At 67.0% G+C, this 13761-nt stretch carries 13 protein-coding genes; 5 read left to right on the forward strand and 8 right to left on the reverse strand.

From position 1 onward, the window contains the following. Nucleotides 1-27: 27 nt before the first annotated feature. The 6 genes from GGQ98_RS08560 to GGQ98_RS08585 all read right to left on the reverse strand — a co-directional run bounded on the left by GGQ98_RS08560 (nt 28) and on the right by GGQ98_RS08585 (nt 4714). Nucleotides 28-783 (reverse strand): phosphoadenylyl-sulfate reductase, encoded by a 756-nt coding sequence (locus GGQ98_RS08560; RefSeq protein ID WP_184068037.1) that lies wholly within the window; start codon nt 781-783, stop codon nt 28-30. Beyond that, nucleotides 776-1201 carry a DUF934 domain-containing protein gene (locus GGQ98_RS08565; protein ID WP_184068040.1) on the reverse strand — a complete coding sequence of 142 codons (426 nt, stop codon included), beginning with the start codon at nt 1199-1201 and terminating at the stop codon, nt 776-778. Before GGQ98_RS08565 ends, GGQ98_RS08560 begins: the two co-directional genes overlap by 8 nt. Further along, a complete protein-coding gene (locus GGQ98_RS08570; protein WP_184068044.1) occupies nt 1194-2828 on the reverse strand; it encodes a nitrite/sulfite reductase in 1635 nt (544 codons plus the stop codon). Before GGQ98_RS08570 ends, GGQ98_RS08565 begins: the two co-directional genes overlap by 8 nt. Beyond that, on the reverse strand, nt 2828-3124 hold the full coding sequence (locus tag GGQ98_RS08575; RefSeq protein WP_184068047.1) for a DUF2849 domain-containing protein: 297 nt from the start codon (nt 3122-3124) through the stop codon (nt 2828-2830). The genes GGQ98_RS08570 and GGQ98_RS08575 overlap by 1 nt, the downstream gene beginning before the upstream one ends. Continuing rightward, nucleotides 3121-3873 carry a uroporphyrinogen-III C-methyltransferase gene (gene cobA, locus GGQ98_RS08580; RefSeq protein WP_184068050.1) on the reverse strand — a complete coding sequence of 251 codons (753 nt, stop codon included), beginning with the start codon at nt 3871-3873 and terminating at the stop codon, nt 3121-3123. The genes GGQ98_RS08575 and cobA overlap by 4 nt, the downstream gene beginning before the upstream one ends. An 82-nt stretch (nt 3874-3955) precedes the next feature. Then, complete coding sequence (locus tag GGQ98_RS08585; RefSeq protein WP_184068052.1) at nt 3956-4714, reverse strand: enoyl-CoA hydratase; 759 nt, start codon at nt 4712-4714, stop codon at nt 3956-3958. 100 nt (nt 4715-4814) lie between these two features. On the opposite strand from GGQ98_RS08585, the gene GGQ98_RS08590 reads away from it, so the two are divergent. The 5 genes from GGQ98_RS08590 (at nt 4815) to GGQ98_RS08610 (ending at nt 11686) form a co-directional block, all read left to right on the forward strand. Next, nucleotides 4815-6461, forward strand: coding sequence for a thiamine pyrophosphate-dependent enzyme (locus GGQ98_RS08590; RefSeq protein WP_184068055.1), 1647 nt, complete (start codon nt 4815-4817; stop codon nt 6459-6461). A gap of 194 nt (nt 6462-6655) precedes the next feature. Further along, nucleotides 6656-7885, forward strand: a complete 1230-nt coding sequence (locus GGQ98_RS08595; protein WP_184068058.1) for a hydrolase — start codon at nt 6656-6658, stop codon at nt 7883-7885. 87 nt (nt 7886-7972) lie between these two features. Further along, nucleotides 7973-8992, forward strand: coding sequence for an arginine N-succinyltransferase (locus GGQ98_RS08600; RefSeq protein ID WP_184068061.1), 1020 nt, complete (start codon nt 7973-7975; stop codon nt 8990-8992). Beyond that, on the forward strand, nt 8979-10412 hold the full coding sequence (astD, locus tag GGQ98_RS08605; protein WP_184068064.1) for a succinylglutamate-semialdehyde dehydrogenase: 1434 nt from the start codon (nt 8979-8981) through the stop codon (nt 10410-10412). Before GGQ98_RS08600 ends, astD begins: the two co-directional genes overlap by 14 nt. Further along, the gene (locus GGQ98_RS08610; RefSeq protein ID WP_184068067.1) at nt 10409-11686 is read left to right on the forward strand and encodes an N-succinylarginine dihydrolase; all 1278 of its coding nucleotides are present in this window, start codon (nt 10409-10411) and stop codon (nt 11684-11686) included. Before astD ends, GGQ98_RS08610 begins: the two co-directional genes overlap by 4 nt. Here GGQ98_RS08610 and GGQ98_RS08615 read toward each other — a convergent pair. Both GGQ98_RS08615 and GGQ98_RS08620 read right to left on the reverse strand, forming a co-directional pair. Beyond that, nucleotides 11665-13044: a protein adenylyltransferase SelO family protein gene (locus GGQ98_RS08615; RefSeq protein ID WP_184068070.1), complete on the reverse strand. Its 1380-nt coding sequence runs from the start codon at nt 13042-13044 to the stop codon at nt 11665-11667. The two genes, GGQ98_RS08610 and GGQ98_RS08615, sit on opposite strands and share 22 nt — an antisense overlap. Continuing rightward, nucleotides 13041-13694, reverse strand: a complete 654-nt coding sequence (locus GGQ98_RS08620) for a TetR/AcrR family transcriptional regulator (RefSeq protein WP_184068073.1) — start codon at nt 13692-13694, stop codon at nt 13041-13043. Before GGQ98_RS08620 ends, GGQ98_RS08615 begins: the two co-directional genes overlap by 4 nt. Nucleotides 13695-13761: the final 67 nt, after the last annotated feature.

A 13761-nucleotide genomic window follows, 5' to 3' on the forward strand; every position in this document is an offset into this window, starting at 1 on the left:
GCCACGCTCGCACGGAGGTGGGAAGCCTCAGAAGCTCGGCAGTTCACTCACGTTGTCAGTGTGGATGCCGCACTCGGTCTTGTCCCAGCCGCGCCAGCGTCCGGCGCGCGGGTCTTCGCCCGGCTTCACGACGCTCGTGCAGGGCTGGCAGCCGATCGAGAGATAGCCTTCGGCCTCCAGCGGGTGGCGCGGCAGGTCGCGCTCCGCGAAATAAGCCTCCAGGTCTGCCTTCACCCAGTCGCCGAGCGGGTTCATCTTCAGGCGCCCGTCCTCGATCTCGAACCGGGGGATGTTGGCGCGGGTCTGCGACTGGAAGGCCTTGCGGCCGGAAATCCAGCTGTCGAGGCCCTGCTTGGCGCGGGCGAGCGGCTCCACCTTGCGGATCGCGCAGCAGCCGTCCGGGTCGTAGGACCAGCGCAGCCCGGTCGCGTCCTTCGCCTCGATCACGGCGGCGTCGGGCGTCACCACCTCGCGGTTCGTCATGCCGAGCCGGTCGAGCAGTTGCGTGCGGTAGCGGTCGGTTTCCGGGAACATCTTCAGCGTGTCGACGAACACCACCGGCACGTCCGGATCGACGCGCGCGATGAGATCGAGCAGCACGGCACTTTCGGTGCCGAACGAGGAAACGACGGCGGTTTTGCCGAGCAGGTTTTCCTTGAACACCGCGCGCAGCATTTCGAGCGTTTCGATGCCTGCGAAACGCGCGTTCAGCGCATCGGCGTCTTCCTGCGTGAAGGCAGGGCGCACGTCGATCGTATCGAGCTTGCGGGCCGCATCAGCCATGACGCAGCGCCCAGACCGGCGAACGGCCATCCGCGGCCTTCTGATAGACATGCTCGTAGTGCGCGAGCGCGCGGCCGAGCGCGTCGGCATCGATATCGGCCTCGGGCGCGAAGCTGTCGAAGCCGCAGCGGCGCATGAACGGGATCTGGTCGACGAGCACATCGCCCGCCGCGCGCAGTTCTCCCGTGTACCCGGCCTCACGCAGGATGCGCGCGGCGGAGTAGCCGCGCCCGTCGCGGAACTTCGGGAAGGCGACCTCGATGAGCGCCAGCTGACCGAGATAGGGAATGAGCTTTCGCGCGTCCTCGTCGGACTCCAGTCGCACGGCGCCGGCGTTGGTCTGGCCGATGAAGGCGTCGAGCGTCACCGCCGGCTCCTCGTGCGGTGCGTCGTCGCGGAAGCGAAGTGCATTATCCATAGATCGCCTCCTTGAACGGGTCCATGCCGACGCGCCGATAGGTGTCGAGGAAGCGCTCGCCGTCGGTGCGCAGCGTGCGGTATTTCTCCACCGTGCGTTCGATCGCATCGACAACACCGTCCTCGTCGAAGCCGGGGCCGGTGATGCGGCCGAGGCTCGCGTCTTCCGCGCCCGATCCGCCGAGCAGCAGCTGGTAATTCTCGGTGCCCTTGCGGTCGACGCCGAGGATGCCGATGTGCCCCGCGTGATGATGCCCGCAGGCGTTGATGCAGCCCGAAATCTTCAGCTTCAGTTCGCCCAGATCGCGCTGGCGGTCTAGGCTTTCGAAGCGCTTCGCGATCTTCTGCGCAAGCGGGATCGAGCGCGCGTTCGCGAGGCTGCAATAATCGAGGCCGGGGCAGGCGATGATGTCGCTGATGAGATCGAGGTTCGCGCTCGCGAGATCGGCCGCCGCGAGCTTCTGCCACACCGCGTAAAGCTCAGCCTTCTTCACGTGCGGCAGCACGATGTTCTGCGCGTGCGTGACGCGAAGCTCGTCGAAGCTGTAGGTTTCGGCCAAATCCGCCATCAGGTCGATCTGCGCTGAAGACGCATCGCCCGGAATGCCGCCGACCGGCTTCAGGCTGATGTTCACGATCGCATAGCCCGGCTGCTTGTGCGCCTTGACGTTCTGGTCGAGCCACACCGCGAAATCGGGATCGCTGCGGTCCACGGTATCTGCAATGCCCGTTTCGAACGCAGGCGGCGCGAACTGCGCGGCGATGCGCTCGAATTCGCCGGGAGGCGGGTCGAGGCCGAGCGTTTTCACATGCGCCCATTCCTCTTCCACCTGCCGCGCGTATTCCGCCGCGCCGAGTTCGTGGACGAGGATCTTGATGCGCGCCTTGTAGATGTTGTCGCGGCGCCCGTAGCGGTTGTAGACGCGCAGGCACGCTTCCAGATAGCTGAGGAAATCAGCCGTCGGCAGGAACTCGCGGATCACCGGCGCGACCATCGGCGTACGGCCCATGCCGCCGCCCACGAACACGCGGAAGCCGAGTTCGCCCGCATCGTTGTGATAGAGTTGCAGCCCGATGTCGTGCAGCCGCATCGCCGCGCGGTCTTCCTCCGCCGCGATCACCGCGATCTTGAACTTGCGCGGCAGATAGCTGAATTCCGGGTGGAACGTCGACCACTGGCGCAGCAGCTCCGCCCACGGGCGCGGGTCCGTCACCTCGTCGGCGGCGGCGCCGGCGAACTGGTCCGACGTCGTATTGCGGATGCAGTTGCCGCTCGTCTGAATGGCGTGCATCTCGACGCTCGCAAGGTCGGCGAGAATGTCGGGCGCGTCTTCCAGCTTGATCCAGTTGTACTGGATGTTCTGGCGCGTGGTGAAATGGCCGTAATCGCGATCGTACTTGCGCGCGATATGCGCGAGCATCCGCATCTGGCGGCTGTCCATCGTGCCGTAGGGCACGGCGATGCGCAGCATGTAGGCGTGGAGCTGCAGATACAGGCCGTTCATCAGCCGCAGCGGCTTGAACTGGTCCTCGCTGATCTCGCCCGCAAGGCGCCGCTGCACCTGGTCGCGGAACTCCTCGACCCGCGCATCGACGATCGCCTGATCATATTCATCGTACTTGTACATCAGATCACCCAGCTTCCCGCCTTGGGATCGGCGGGCTTGATGTTGAGGTCGAGGCGCACTGTGGGGCCGAGCGCGCGGATACGGTCCTTGATGTGGCCGGGGCGGGGGCCTTGCGGCGTTTGCTCGCCGTCGATCACATAGGGCGCGTTCACGCGGCGCGCGGCTTCTTCTTCGGCGGCGATCGCCTCGCCGTGGCCGTCCACGTCCGCGGCCTCGGCGACATGGCGCGACCAGTCGCTGCCCGTCCACCAGACGACATCGCCGGTCTTGAGGTCGTTTCCGGTCAGCAGTTTCACGCCAGTTTCTCCAATGCCTTGATCTCGATGTCCGCGCCGAGTGCGGCGACAGCGCCCACGACGATCAGCGCCGGGCTCTTCACGCCGTGCCGCGTCACCGTGCCTTCGAGGTCGGCGAGGATGCTGCGGATCACGCGGGCGCCGGGCAGGGTGCCGCGCTCCAGAATCGCGACCGGCACATCGGGCGTCAGGCCGTCCGCGATCAGCTTTTCGGCGATGGCGGCGGCGCTGGCGACACCCATGTAGATCACGAGCGTGCGGCCCTTGCCCGCAAGCCCCGCCCAGTTCTGCTCGGTAAGGCCCTTGCACTGCCCCGCGACGAAGCTGACGATCGAGGCATGGTCGCGGTGCGTCAGCGGCATCAAGGCTTCGGCCGCTGCGCCGAGCGGCGAGGAGATGCCGGGCACGACCTCCACCGGCACGCCGGCGGCCTGCGCGGCCTCCACCTCTTCGCCGCCGCGCCCGAAGATGAACGGATCGCCGCCCTTCAGGCGCACGACGGTGTGTCCGGCCTTCGCTTCGGCGACGAGCAGCGCATTGATCTCGTCCTGCGGCATCGTGTGGCGCGCGCGCTGCTTGGCGACGCTGATGCGGCGGACATTCTTCGACGCAAGCGCCAGCACGCGGGCGTCCACAAGCCCGTCATGCACGATGACGTCGGCAAGGCCGAGCGCCCGCGCCGCGCGCAGCGTCAAAAGGTCGGGATCTCCCGGCCCGGCGCCGACAAGAATGAGTTTGCCCATGGTCATGGACAGTTAGATGGTCTTCCTGCGCGCGATGGCCAAGCAAGGCTTTCTTTGGCCCGGCCAAGCCCCGCTTGGCGGGCGCGGATCAGCCGAAGTTCGGCGGGCGCTTCTGCATGAAGGCCATGGCCGCTTCCATGAACTCCGGAGACTGCAATTGCTTGGTGAAAAGCGCGCTTTCATGGGCGAGTCGCGCACCGACCGCCTCGCGGTTCCCGCGCAGCAGGCTCTTGGTCAGCCGAACCGCTTCGGGCGCTTTCGCGGCGATGCCGTGCGCGATGCGCCGCGCCTCGGCTTCAAGCTCTCCGTGCGGCGCGAGGCGGGAGGCGAGGCCGATCGCAACCGCCTCCTCGCCGGAAATCCGCCGCCCGGTGAGCAGCATGTCGCTCGCCAGCGCGGTTCCCACGACCTGCGGCAACAGCAGCGACGATCCCGCCTCCGGCACCAGCGCAAGGTCCGTGAACGGCGTCTGCAGCATGGCGTTTTCTGAAACCACGACGATGTCGCAGTGCAGCAGCATCGTCGTGCCGACGCCGACAGCGACGCCGCCCACCGCCGCCATCAGCGGCTTTTCGGCGTTCAGGATCGACTGCAGGAAGCCGCCGACCGGCCCCTCCGTCGCGCGCTGCGGGTTCGCCTGGAAATCGGCAAGGTCGTTGCCCGCGGTGAACGCCTCGCCCGCGCCGGTCAGCAGCACCACGCGGATGTCGTCATTGGTTTGCGCGCCGTCGATCGCGCCCGCCATCGCCGCGTACATGGCGTGCGTCAGCGCGTTCTTCTTTTCGGGGCGGTTCATGGTGATAACGAGCACGCGCCCGTCGCGTTCGATGCGGATATGGTCGGTCATGCCGGGCTCAATGCCGGAAATGCCGGGGGATGGGTAGCTAGGAGAGGAAGCAGGTGTCGCGCGGCTTGACTTCGCTACCCCTTGCGGGCACCGATCCCTTATGCCGAGCGTGGCCGCAACCATCGCCGATACTCTCGTCCTTCAGGGCACCAGCCACGTTTTCTGCGTGCCGGGCGAATCCTACCTCGCCGTGCTCGATGCGCTGCACGACGTGCGGGACAGGCTGGCCCTCATCACCTGCCGCCACGAAGCCGCCGCCGCGAACATGGCGGAGGCCTATGGCAAGCTGAACGGCAGGCCGGGCGTCGCGATGGTGACGCGCGGGCCGGGCGCCACGCACGCCTCGATCGGTGTGCACACCGCGTTTCAGGATTCGACGCCGATGCTGCTGTTCGTCGGCGATGTCGGCACCGACATGATCGGCCGAGAGGCGTTTCAGGAGGTCGATTACCGCCGCATGTTCGGCGCGCTCGCCAAGGGCGTGTTCGTGCTGGACCGTGCCGACCGCGCGCACGAAATCGTCGCTTCGGCCTATGCGCTCAGCCTGTCGGGGCGGCCGGGTCCGGTGGTGATCGCGCTGCCGGAGGATATTCTGGCGCAGCCGGCGCAGGCGGCTGTCGCCGCGCGGATCGCGCCGCCGCAGGCCTCGCCCGATGCCTCCGCCATCGCCGCGCTCGCCAACCTGCTCGATGCCGCAGAGCGGCCGCTGCTCTGGCTCGGCGGGCCGGGCTGGACGGCAGCCGATGTCGCCGCGGTGCAAAGTTTCGCGGAAAGCGCCGGGCTTCCCGTCGTCACCTCGTGGCGCCGCAAGGACCGTTTCGACAACACGCATCCCGGCTACGCGGGCGAACTCGGGCTCGGCTCCAACCCGAAGCTCGTCGAGCGGGCCGCGTCTGCGGATCTCATCATCGCGCTCGGCACGCGGCTCGGCGAGGTGGCGAGCCAGGGCTACACTTTGCCTGCCGTGCCGACACCGGCGCAGAGCCTCGTCCACATCCATCCCGATGCCGACACCTTGGCGCGCGTCCGCCGCCCGGCGCTCGCGATCCAGTCGTCGATCCGGCTCGCCTGCGCGGCGCTGCGCGAACTCGGCTTCGCGATCGACGGTTCGCGCTGGACGGATTGGACCCGCGCGGCGCGCGCAGATTACGCGGCGTGGACGCAGCCGACCAACGTTGTGAACGGTGTCAACATGGCCGACGTGATCGGCCATCTGGATACGGTGCTCGGCGCCGACACCATCTATTGCAACGGCGCGGGCAACTTCGCCGGGTGGCTGCACCGTTTCCACCATCACCGCCGCATCGGCACGCAGCTTGCGCCGACCTCGGGCGCGATGGGCTACGGCGTCCCCGCCGGGATCGCCGCGAAATTGCTCCAGCCGGAGCGCGAGGTGGTCGTGCTCGCGGGCGACGGCGATTTCCTGATGTCGGGGAACGAACTCATCACCGCCGCGCGCTACGGCGCGAACGTCATCTTCATCGTCGTCGACAATGCCCAGTACGGCACCATCCGCATGCATCAGGCACGCGACTATCCGGGGCGGCAGTCGGGCACAGCGCTCGTGAACCCCGATTTCGCCGCCTATGCGCGCAGTTTCGGCTGCTACGGCGAAGCTGTTGACCGCACCGAAGACTTCCCCGCCGCACTCACCCGCGCCCGCGAAAGCGGCACCCCTGCGCTCATCGCGATAAAAACCGACCCGCGCGAGATTTCGCCCGGCAGGCGGCTCGACGATGCGGTTTGAAACCACCGCAACCCGTCACCCTGAACGTGTTTCGGCGTTCATGTACCGTTCCCGCGGCGGCGTCTCGCCCTCAATCGTCACCCTGAACGCGTTTCAGGGTCCATCCACCGGTCGGGCGGCAGCGCCCTATGGATGCTGAAACAAGTGCAGCATGACGGGTGAAATTTGCGGGCGACCGATTTACAAGCAACGCCATGGCCAAACTCACCCCCGAAGAAAACCGCGCGCTCGCGTTCCTCGATGATGCGCATGCGCCCATGCTCGCGGCGATCGAAAGCTGGGCGGCGATCAACACCGGCAGCCGCAACCTCGCGGGCCTCGCGCACTACGCCGATGTGCTGAACGAAGCCTTCGCGCCGCTCGGCGGCGAGATTCGCCGCGTGCCGCCCGCGCCGGTCGAGGCGGTGGACGCGGCGGGGCGCACCTATGCGCTTGTGCACGGCGAGAACCTCCACATCGTGATGGACCGTCCGGCGAACAAGCGCGTCCTGCTCACCGGCCACATGGATACGGTGTTTCCCGTGGAGCACCCGTTCCAGGCGCTGCGCTGGCTGGCGGGCGGCGTGCTGAACGGGCCGGGTGTGGCGGACATGAAGGGCGGCATCGCGGTCATGCTCTGGGCGCTCCGCTGCTTCGAGGCGTCGCCGTTTGCCCGGCAGCTCGGCTGGGAAATCATCCTGAACAGCGACGAGGAAGTGTCCTCGCTCGGCTCGGCGGCGCTGCTCGCCGAAACCGGGCGGCGCTGCCAGATCGGCCTCACCTTCGAGCCCTCCTCGCTGCCGGACGGCACGCTTGCGGGCGCGCGCAAGGGCAGCGGCAACTTCTCCGCCGCCGTCGCCGGCAAGGCCGCGCACGCGGGCCGCAATCCCGAAGAGGGGCGCAACGCGATCATCGCCGCCGCCGACCTCGCGCTCCGGCTCGATGCGATGAAGGGCCCGACGCTCTCCGTGAACGTCGCGAAGCTGGACGGCGGCGGGCCGAACAACGTCGTACCCGATACCGCCGTGCTGCGCTGGAACATGCGGCCTTCCACCTTCGAGGATCAGCACCGCGCCGCGCACGCCGTCGCCGATGCGATCAGCGCCGTCGCTGCCGCGCACGACGTTTCCATCCAGCTTTCCGGCAGCTTCGCGCGTCCGCCCAAGCCGATGGACGCGCACCAGCAGAAGCTCTTCGAGCTCGTGCGCGCCTGCGGCCTCGATCTCGGTCTCGACATCGGCTGGCGCGACACCGGCGGCGTCTGCGACGGCAACAACCTCGCGGCTGCGGGGCTTGCGGTCGTCGATACGCTTGGAGTACGAGGTGGGTCGATCCATTCGGATCAAGAGTATCTGCTTACCGCGTCCCTTGTTGAAAGGGCGCGGCTGTCGGCACTGATCCTGATGCGTCTCGCGCAGGGTGCCTGGGACGGCCACGGGGCCTGATCGGCGCCGGCGCCGATCGCCGGAACGATATCGTCCCCGATGACACGACCACACGTGTAAAGGCGCGCCCGCGCCGGGGGAGTATATATGGTCTGGTTCATTCGGCCCGCGCGCGCGGACGATGTCGATGCCCTGCTCGTGCTGGCCGAGCAGACGGGCGGCGGCTTCACCAATCTGCCGCCGGACCGGGACGCGCTCGCGCGCCGCATCGGCTGGAGCTGCGAGAGCTTCGCGCGCGAAGGCGAACTGCCGCAGGACGAGCTTTACATGCTGCTGATGGAGGAGGCTGAAACCGGCCGCATCGGCGGCAGCGCGATGATTTTCTCGCGTCTGGGCGGCGAGTGGCCGTTCTACACCTACAAGATCGCGACGGTGAACCAGACCTCGAAGGAACTGGGGCGCAACATCACGATGGAGGTGCTGCACCTCACCAACGACTTCAACGGCGCCGCCGAAGTCGGGGGTCTGTTTCTGCTGCCCGAGCTTCGCACCGAAGGGCTCGGGCGCATGCTCGCGCGCAGCCGCTATCTCTTCATGGCCCGCCACCGTGCGCGTTTTCCCGCGCGTGTCGTTGCCGAACTGCGCGGCTGGCACCACCCGGACGGCAGCTCGCCGTTCTGGGACGGGCTCGGCCGCAAGTTCTTCGAAATGCCGTTCCAGGAGGCCGACCGTTTCAATTCGCTCCACGGCAACCAGTTCATCGCCGACCTCATGCCGCGCTATCCGGTCTACACGGCGCTCCTCTCCGACGAGGCGCGCGCCGTGATCGGAAAGCCGCACGACAGCGGTGTTCCCGCTCTCAAGCTACTGGAAAAAGAGGGTTTTTTCTACGAAGGCTACGTGGATATCTTCGACGGCGGTCCCACCGTCTTCGGCTACATCGACAACATCCGCACCGTCCAGCAGTGCCGCACCCTCGCCGTTGCCGACGCCGGACTCAGCGACGGCGGAGCGACCACCGCGCTCCTCGCCAAGGGCCTGCTACAGGATTTCCGCGTATGGCAAAGCGCCGCTACCGAAACGCCGCAAGGCCTTTCGCTGACCGCAGAGGAAGTCCGGTTACACGGCCTTCAGGCCGGGGAAACGATCAGCCATGTCGCAGCCTGAACTCGTCTCGACCGATCCCTCCACAGGCGAAGCCGTGTGGCGCGGACCTGTTGCCGGCCTCGAGGATGTGAACCGCGCCATCGTCTCGGCGCGCGCCGCGCAGCCGGGGTGGGAAGCGGTGCGCCTTTCGGAACGCGTCGAGCTGATGCGCAGGTATCAGAACATCGTGCGCGACCGCGGCGACGCACTCGCGGCGATGATCTCTCGGGAAACCGGCAAGCCGCTGTGGGAAACGAAGACCGAGGTGCAGAGCGTCATCGGCAAGGTCGACATCTCGCTCACGGCCTATCAGGAGCGGACGGGAAACCGCAAGAAGGACGGCGAGGGCTTCACGCAGCAGCTTCGCCACCGACCGCACGGCGTTCTGGCGGTGCTCGGCCCCTACAACTTCCCGGCGCATTTGCCGAACGGGCACATTGTGCCTTCGCTGCTTGCGGGCAATGCCGTGGTGTTGAAGCCTTCGGAGCTGACCCCCGGCACGGCGGCGCTGATGCGTGAATGCTGGATACAGGCGGGCCTTCCCGAAGGCGCGCTGGAGATCGTGCAGGGTGGCGGCGATGTCGGCCGCGCGCTCGCCGGGCACGAAGGTATCGACGGGCTGCTCTTCACGGGCAGCGCGACGACAGGCCATGCGCTCGCCCGCCAGTTCGCCGAGACGCCCCACAAGATCCTCGCGCTCGAAATGGGCGGCAACAACCCGCTTATCGTTTGGGACGTGCGCGAGGCCGACCTTCCCGCTGCGGCCGCGCTCATCGTCCAGTCCGCCTATCTCTCCGCCGGTCAGCGCTGCACCTGCGCGCGCCGCCTAATCGTCGAGGAGGGGAAGCACGAGGCGCTGCTTGAACACCTGACGGCGCTCATCGACAAGATCATCGTCGGAGCCCCGTTCGATGAGCCGCAGCCGTTTATGGGCCCGGTCGTCGACAACCGCGCGGCCGATCGCCTTCTGGATCAGGTCGCGGCGCTCAGGGCCGAAGGCGCGGTCGCAGTACGCCCGCTGACGCGGATCACGCCCGACCGTCCATTCCTCACGCCCGCACTGATCGATGTGACGGAGGTGATGTACCGCCCCGACGAAGAGATGTTCGGCCCCGTGCTGCAGCTGATCCGCGTACCGGATTTCTCCGCCGCGATGATGGAGGCGAATGCCACGCGCTTTGGACTTTCAGCCGGACTCATCGGCGGCGATCAGCCACTTTACGACCGCTTCTGGTCGGGCGCCCGCGCGGGCATCGTCACCTGGAACCGGCCGACGAACGGCGCGGCATCGAACGCACCTTTCGGCGGCGTCGGCGCGAGCGGCAACCATCGGCCGAGCGCTTATTATGCAGCGGATTACTGTGCGTTTCCGGTGGCAAGCCTCGAGGAAACCAGGGTGCGCGGCGTGATCACGACGGGTCTAAGGGCCGACGAGGAATGAGCACGGTCGAGGTGAATTTCGACGGGCTGATCGGCCCGACGCACAACTATGCCGGGCTCAGCCTCGGCAACATCGCCAGTGCGAAGAACGCCGGCGGCACTTCGCGCCCGCGCGCCGCCGCGCTGCAAGGCCTCGGGAAGATGCGTTTCCTGATGTCGCTCGGCTTGCCGCAGGGAGTCCTGCTGCCGCACGAGCGCCCCAACGCGGCGTGGCTGCGCACACTCGGCTTTTCAGGCAGCGATGCGGAGGTTTGTGCGGCGGCGTTCGCGGCGGACCCGGTGCTGTTCCGCAACGCCATGTCGGCTTCCGCGATGTGGACGGCCAACGCAGGCACTGTGTCGCCCGCGCCGGATACGGCGGACGGGCGCGTCCACATCACCGCCGCCAACCTCTCCACGATGGCGCATCGCAGCATCGAGCATGCGGAGACATACCGGCAGCTCGCGATCGCGTTCGCGGACACGCGACACTTCGCTGTCCACGCCCCCGTGCCCGCAAAGTTCGGAGACGAAGGCGCGGCGAACTTCATGCGCCTCTGCCGCTCGCACGGTGAGAAGGGCGTCGAGGTGTTCATCTACGGCGAGGAGCGGCAGGGCCACTTCCCCTCGCGGCAGGACCGGCGCGCTTCGGATGCCGTCGCGCGGCTGAACGGGGTGAACGCCGCAATCTTCTGGCCGCAGGCGGATGCGGCGATTCAGGCGGGCGCATTCCACAACGATGTCGTTGCCGTCGCAAACGAGCGCGTGATGTTCGCACACGAGCAGGCGTTCGAGGACAAGGAGGCGCTCTATGCGGAGCTGCGCCGCCGCCTGCCCGAGTTCGAGATCGTAGAGGTTCCGGCAAGCGCCGTGAGCCTTGCGGACGCGATCGGCTCGTACCTGTTCAACTCTCAGCTGGTGACGCTGGCGTCAGGCGAAATGGCACTCGTCCTGCCGAAGGAGAGTGAGGAGAACGCGCGCGTGAAGGCGTGGCTGGATACCATGCTCGCGGGCAACGGCCCAATCCGCGCGTACCATTTCATCGACGTGCGCGAATCGATGAAAAACGGCGGCGGGCCGGCTTGCCTGCGCCTACGCGTCGCGGTGAGCGAAGCGGCGCTTGCGGCCATCGACGCGCGCTTCCTGCTCGATGATGCAAAGGCGGATGCGCTCGAACGGCTGATCGAGCGGCATTGGCCCGAAAGCATCGCACCGGATGATCTCGGCAATCCGGCGCTGTGGGAAACAGCGTGGGAAGCGCGGCGGGCGCTCTTTCAGCTTCTGGAGCTGGCGTAAGCCGCGCCCATTCGGCGGATGGCGGCGAGCTTGGTGTTGAAGGCGCTCCAGTCGTCTGCCTCGTCGATGGGCTTCCAGAACGCCTCGACCTCGTCGATTAGCATCGTGCAGGGCTCAGGGTCGGACCAGTAGGGATGCGTGCAGTTGTCGGCGGGTTCGTAGGCCGAGACCGCGTTGCGGAACGGCGCGAAGGCATGCGAGTCGTAAACGGTGTCCGCCATGCGCTGTCTGCCGCCGCGCCAGTCGAACCAGAAGCGGTCGGGGACGATGTCGCTGGCGGCGAGCGCCGTCTCGATGGTCAGGGCCAGTGCTTCGTCCGATTTCGCATCTCGGGGCGTTACGCCCAGCCGCCACAGGTAGTGCTGGGCGAGCGCGGCTTCGTACCGTTCGGGGAAGGTCTTCAGCGCGGGGATCAGGCTTTCGGGGGGCGTGACGGTGCGGAGTGCCATTGCGAGCTGGTGCAGGTTCCATTGCAGCGCCTCGGCCTGACGGCCGAAGCTGTAGAGGCCGAAGTTGTCGAAGTAGGCGGCGGTGAAGCTGTCGTCCCAGCGGGGTATGAAGCGCCAGGGGCCATAGTCGAAGCTTTCACCTGTGATGTTGATGTTGTCGGTGTTGAGCACGCCGTGCACGAAGCCGGCTGCGCGCCAGCTCGCGGCGAGACGGGCGGCGCCCGCCACGGCATGATCCATGAGCGCGGCGTAGGGGTCGTCGTGCGTGCCGCCGACGAAATGGCGCAGGCAGTAGTCGACGAGCGGCGGGATCGCTTCAAGCTGCTTGAGGTAGGCGAGGCGCTGGAAGGTGCCGTAGCGGATGTGGCTGTGGCTGAGGCGGACGAGGACGGCAGAGCGTGTGGGGGAGGGTTCGTCGCCGCGCGTCAACGCCTCGCCGGTCTCGATCAGGGAGAAACTTTTCGAGGTGTAGACGCCGAGCGCTTCGAGCATCTCGGTCGCCAGAACCTCGCGCATGCCGCCCTTCAGCGTCAGCCGCCCGTCGCCGAACCGGCTGTAGGGCGTCTGGCCCGATCCCTTGGTGCCAAGGTCGAGCAGGCGCCCGTGGCCGTCGCGCAGCTGTGCGAACAGGAACCCGCGCCCATCGCCGATCTCCGGGTTGTAGGTACGGAACTGGTGGCCATGGTAGCGCAGGGCCAGCGGCTGCTCCAGATTGCCGGCGAGCGGAGCGAAGCGCCCGAAGTGATGGACCCAGTCTTCATCGGACAGATCGCCCAGACCGACGGTTTCGGCGTGGCGCTGATTGCGGAAGCGCAGGACGGTTTGCGGAAAATCCGCCGCGCCGACCGGATCGTAGTAGTCGCTGCCGAGTTCGAGAACGGCAGGGTCCGGCCGGTACTGTCCCGTCATGCCTTCGGCTGGTGCGGCAGTCCGCAGGCGGTGCGTACATAACGGATGGTTTCAGCTTCGACGCGCTGCCTGAGCGCCTCGTCGGCGTCCGGCGCGAAGGCGATGTCGAGCGCCGCGCCGACCACGGCATAGGTCAGTTCGGCGGCGATTTTCGTATCGAGATCGGCGAGATCGAACGTCTTCGCCATCGCGCGGTACTGGTTTTCCACCCATGCTGAAACGACCTCGTGCGAGGCGCGGTAGAAGGGCTCGGCGTCTGGGTTGGATTTCAGGCCCATCTTGCCGTGGCTGGCGGAGCCTGCGCAGTTGGCGTTGACGATGTTTTCCCAGGATTTCTGGGTGGCGCAATAGGCGAAGCAGCGCGCGATGGTGATGCCCGGTTCGAGGTCTTCCAGCCGATCGCCCGCTTCCATCGCGGCGCACATGCGCTCGCCGTACATGCGGCCCAATTCTTCGAGGAGACTGCGCTTCGAACCGAAATGGTAGAAGATCGAGCCTTCCGAAACGTCGGCGGCGCGGGCGATGTCGGCGGTGCCGGTTTTGGCGAAGCCCTGTGTCGAGAACAGCAGGTTCGCCGCTTCCAGAACGCGCTGACGCGTTTCCGCCGGATCGTATCGCCGCGAACGGCTTTCCGTTACGCGCGTCGCCATAAAACGCCAACCCTCCACAGCCAATGGTGATGATATGGGGACTTTTGAGTGAGAGTCAAAAGATTCG

Origin of the sequence: Sphingosinicella soli (genome assembly GCF_014199685.1) — a bacterium.
In the GTDB taxonomy this organism is placed as follows: Bacteria; Pseudomonadota; Alphaproteobacteria; order Sphingomonadales; family Sphingomonadaceae; genus Sphingosinicella; species Sphingosinicella soli.

Bases quoted from the DNA above. Each gene is read 5' to 3' on its own strand.
- GGQ98_RS08560 (WP_184068037.1), bottom strand. From the start codon at position 783: ATGGCTGATGCGGCCCGCAAGCTCGATACGATCGACGTGCGCCCTGCC.
- GGQ98_RS08565 (WP_184068040.1), bottom strand. From the start codon at position 1,201: ATGGATAATGCACTTCGCTTCCGCGACGACGCACCGCACGAGGAGCCG.
- GGQ98_RS08570 (WP_184068044.1), bottom strand. From the start codon at position 2,828: ATGTACAAGTACGATGAATATGATCAGGCGATCGTCGATGCGCGGGTC.
- cobA (WP_184068050.1), bottom strand. From the start codon at position 3,873: ATGACCATGGGCAAACTCATTCTTGTCGGCGCCGGGCCGGGAGATCCC.
- GGQ98_RS08585 (WP_184068052.1), bottom strand. From the start codon at position 4,714: ATGACCGACCATATCCGCATCGAACGCGACGGGCGCGTGCTCGTTATC.
- GGQ98_RS08590 (WP_184068055.1), top strand. From the start codon at position 4,815: ATGCCGAGCGTGGCCGCAACCATCGCCGATACTCTCGTCCTTCAGGGC.
- GGQ98_RS08595 (WP_184068058.1), top strand. From the start codon at position 6,656: ATGGCCAAACTCACCCCCGAAGAAAACCGCGCGCTCGCGTTCCTCGAT.
- GGQ98_RS08600 (WP_184068061.1), top strand. From the start codon at position 7,973: ATGGTCTGGTTCATTCGGCCCGCGCGCGCGGACGATGTCGATGCCCTG.
- astD (WP_184068064.1), top strand. From the start codon at position 8,979: ATGTCGCAGCCTGAACTCGTCTCGACCGATCCCTCCACAGGCGAAGCC.
- GGQ98_RS08610 (WP_184068067.1), top strand. From the start codon at position 10,409: ATGAGCACGGTCGAGGTGAATTTCGACGGGCTGATCGGCCCGACGCAC.
- GGQ98_RS08615 (WP_184068070.1), bottom strand. From the start codon at position 13,044: ATGACGGGACAGTACCGGCCGGACCCTGCCGTTCTCGAACTCGGCAGC.
- GGQ98_RS08620 (WP_184068073.1), bottom strand. From the start codon at position 13,694: ATGGCGACGCGCGTAACGGAAAGCCGTTCGCGGCGATACGATCCGGCG.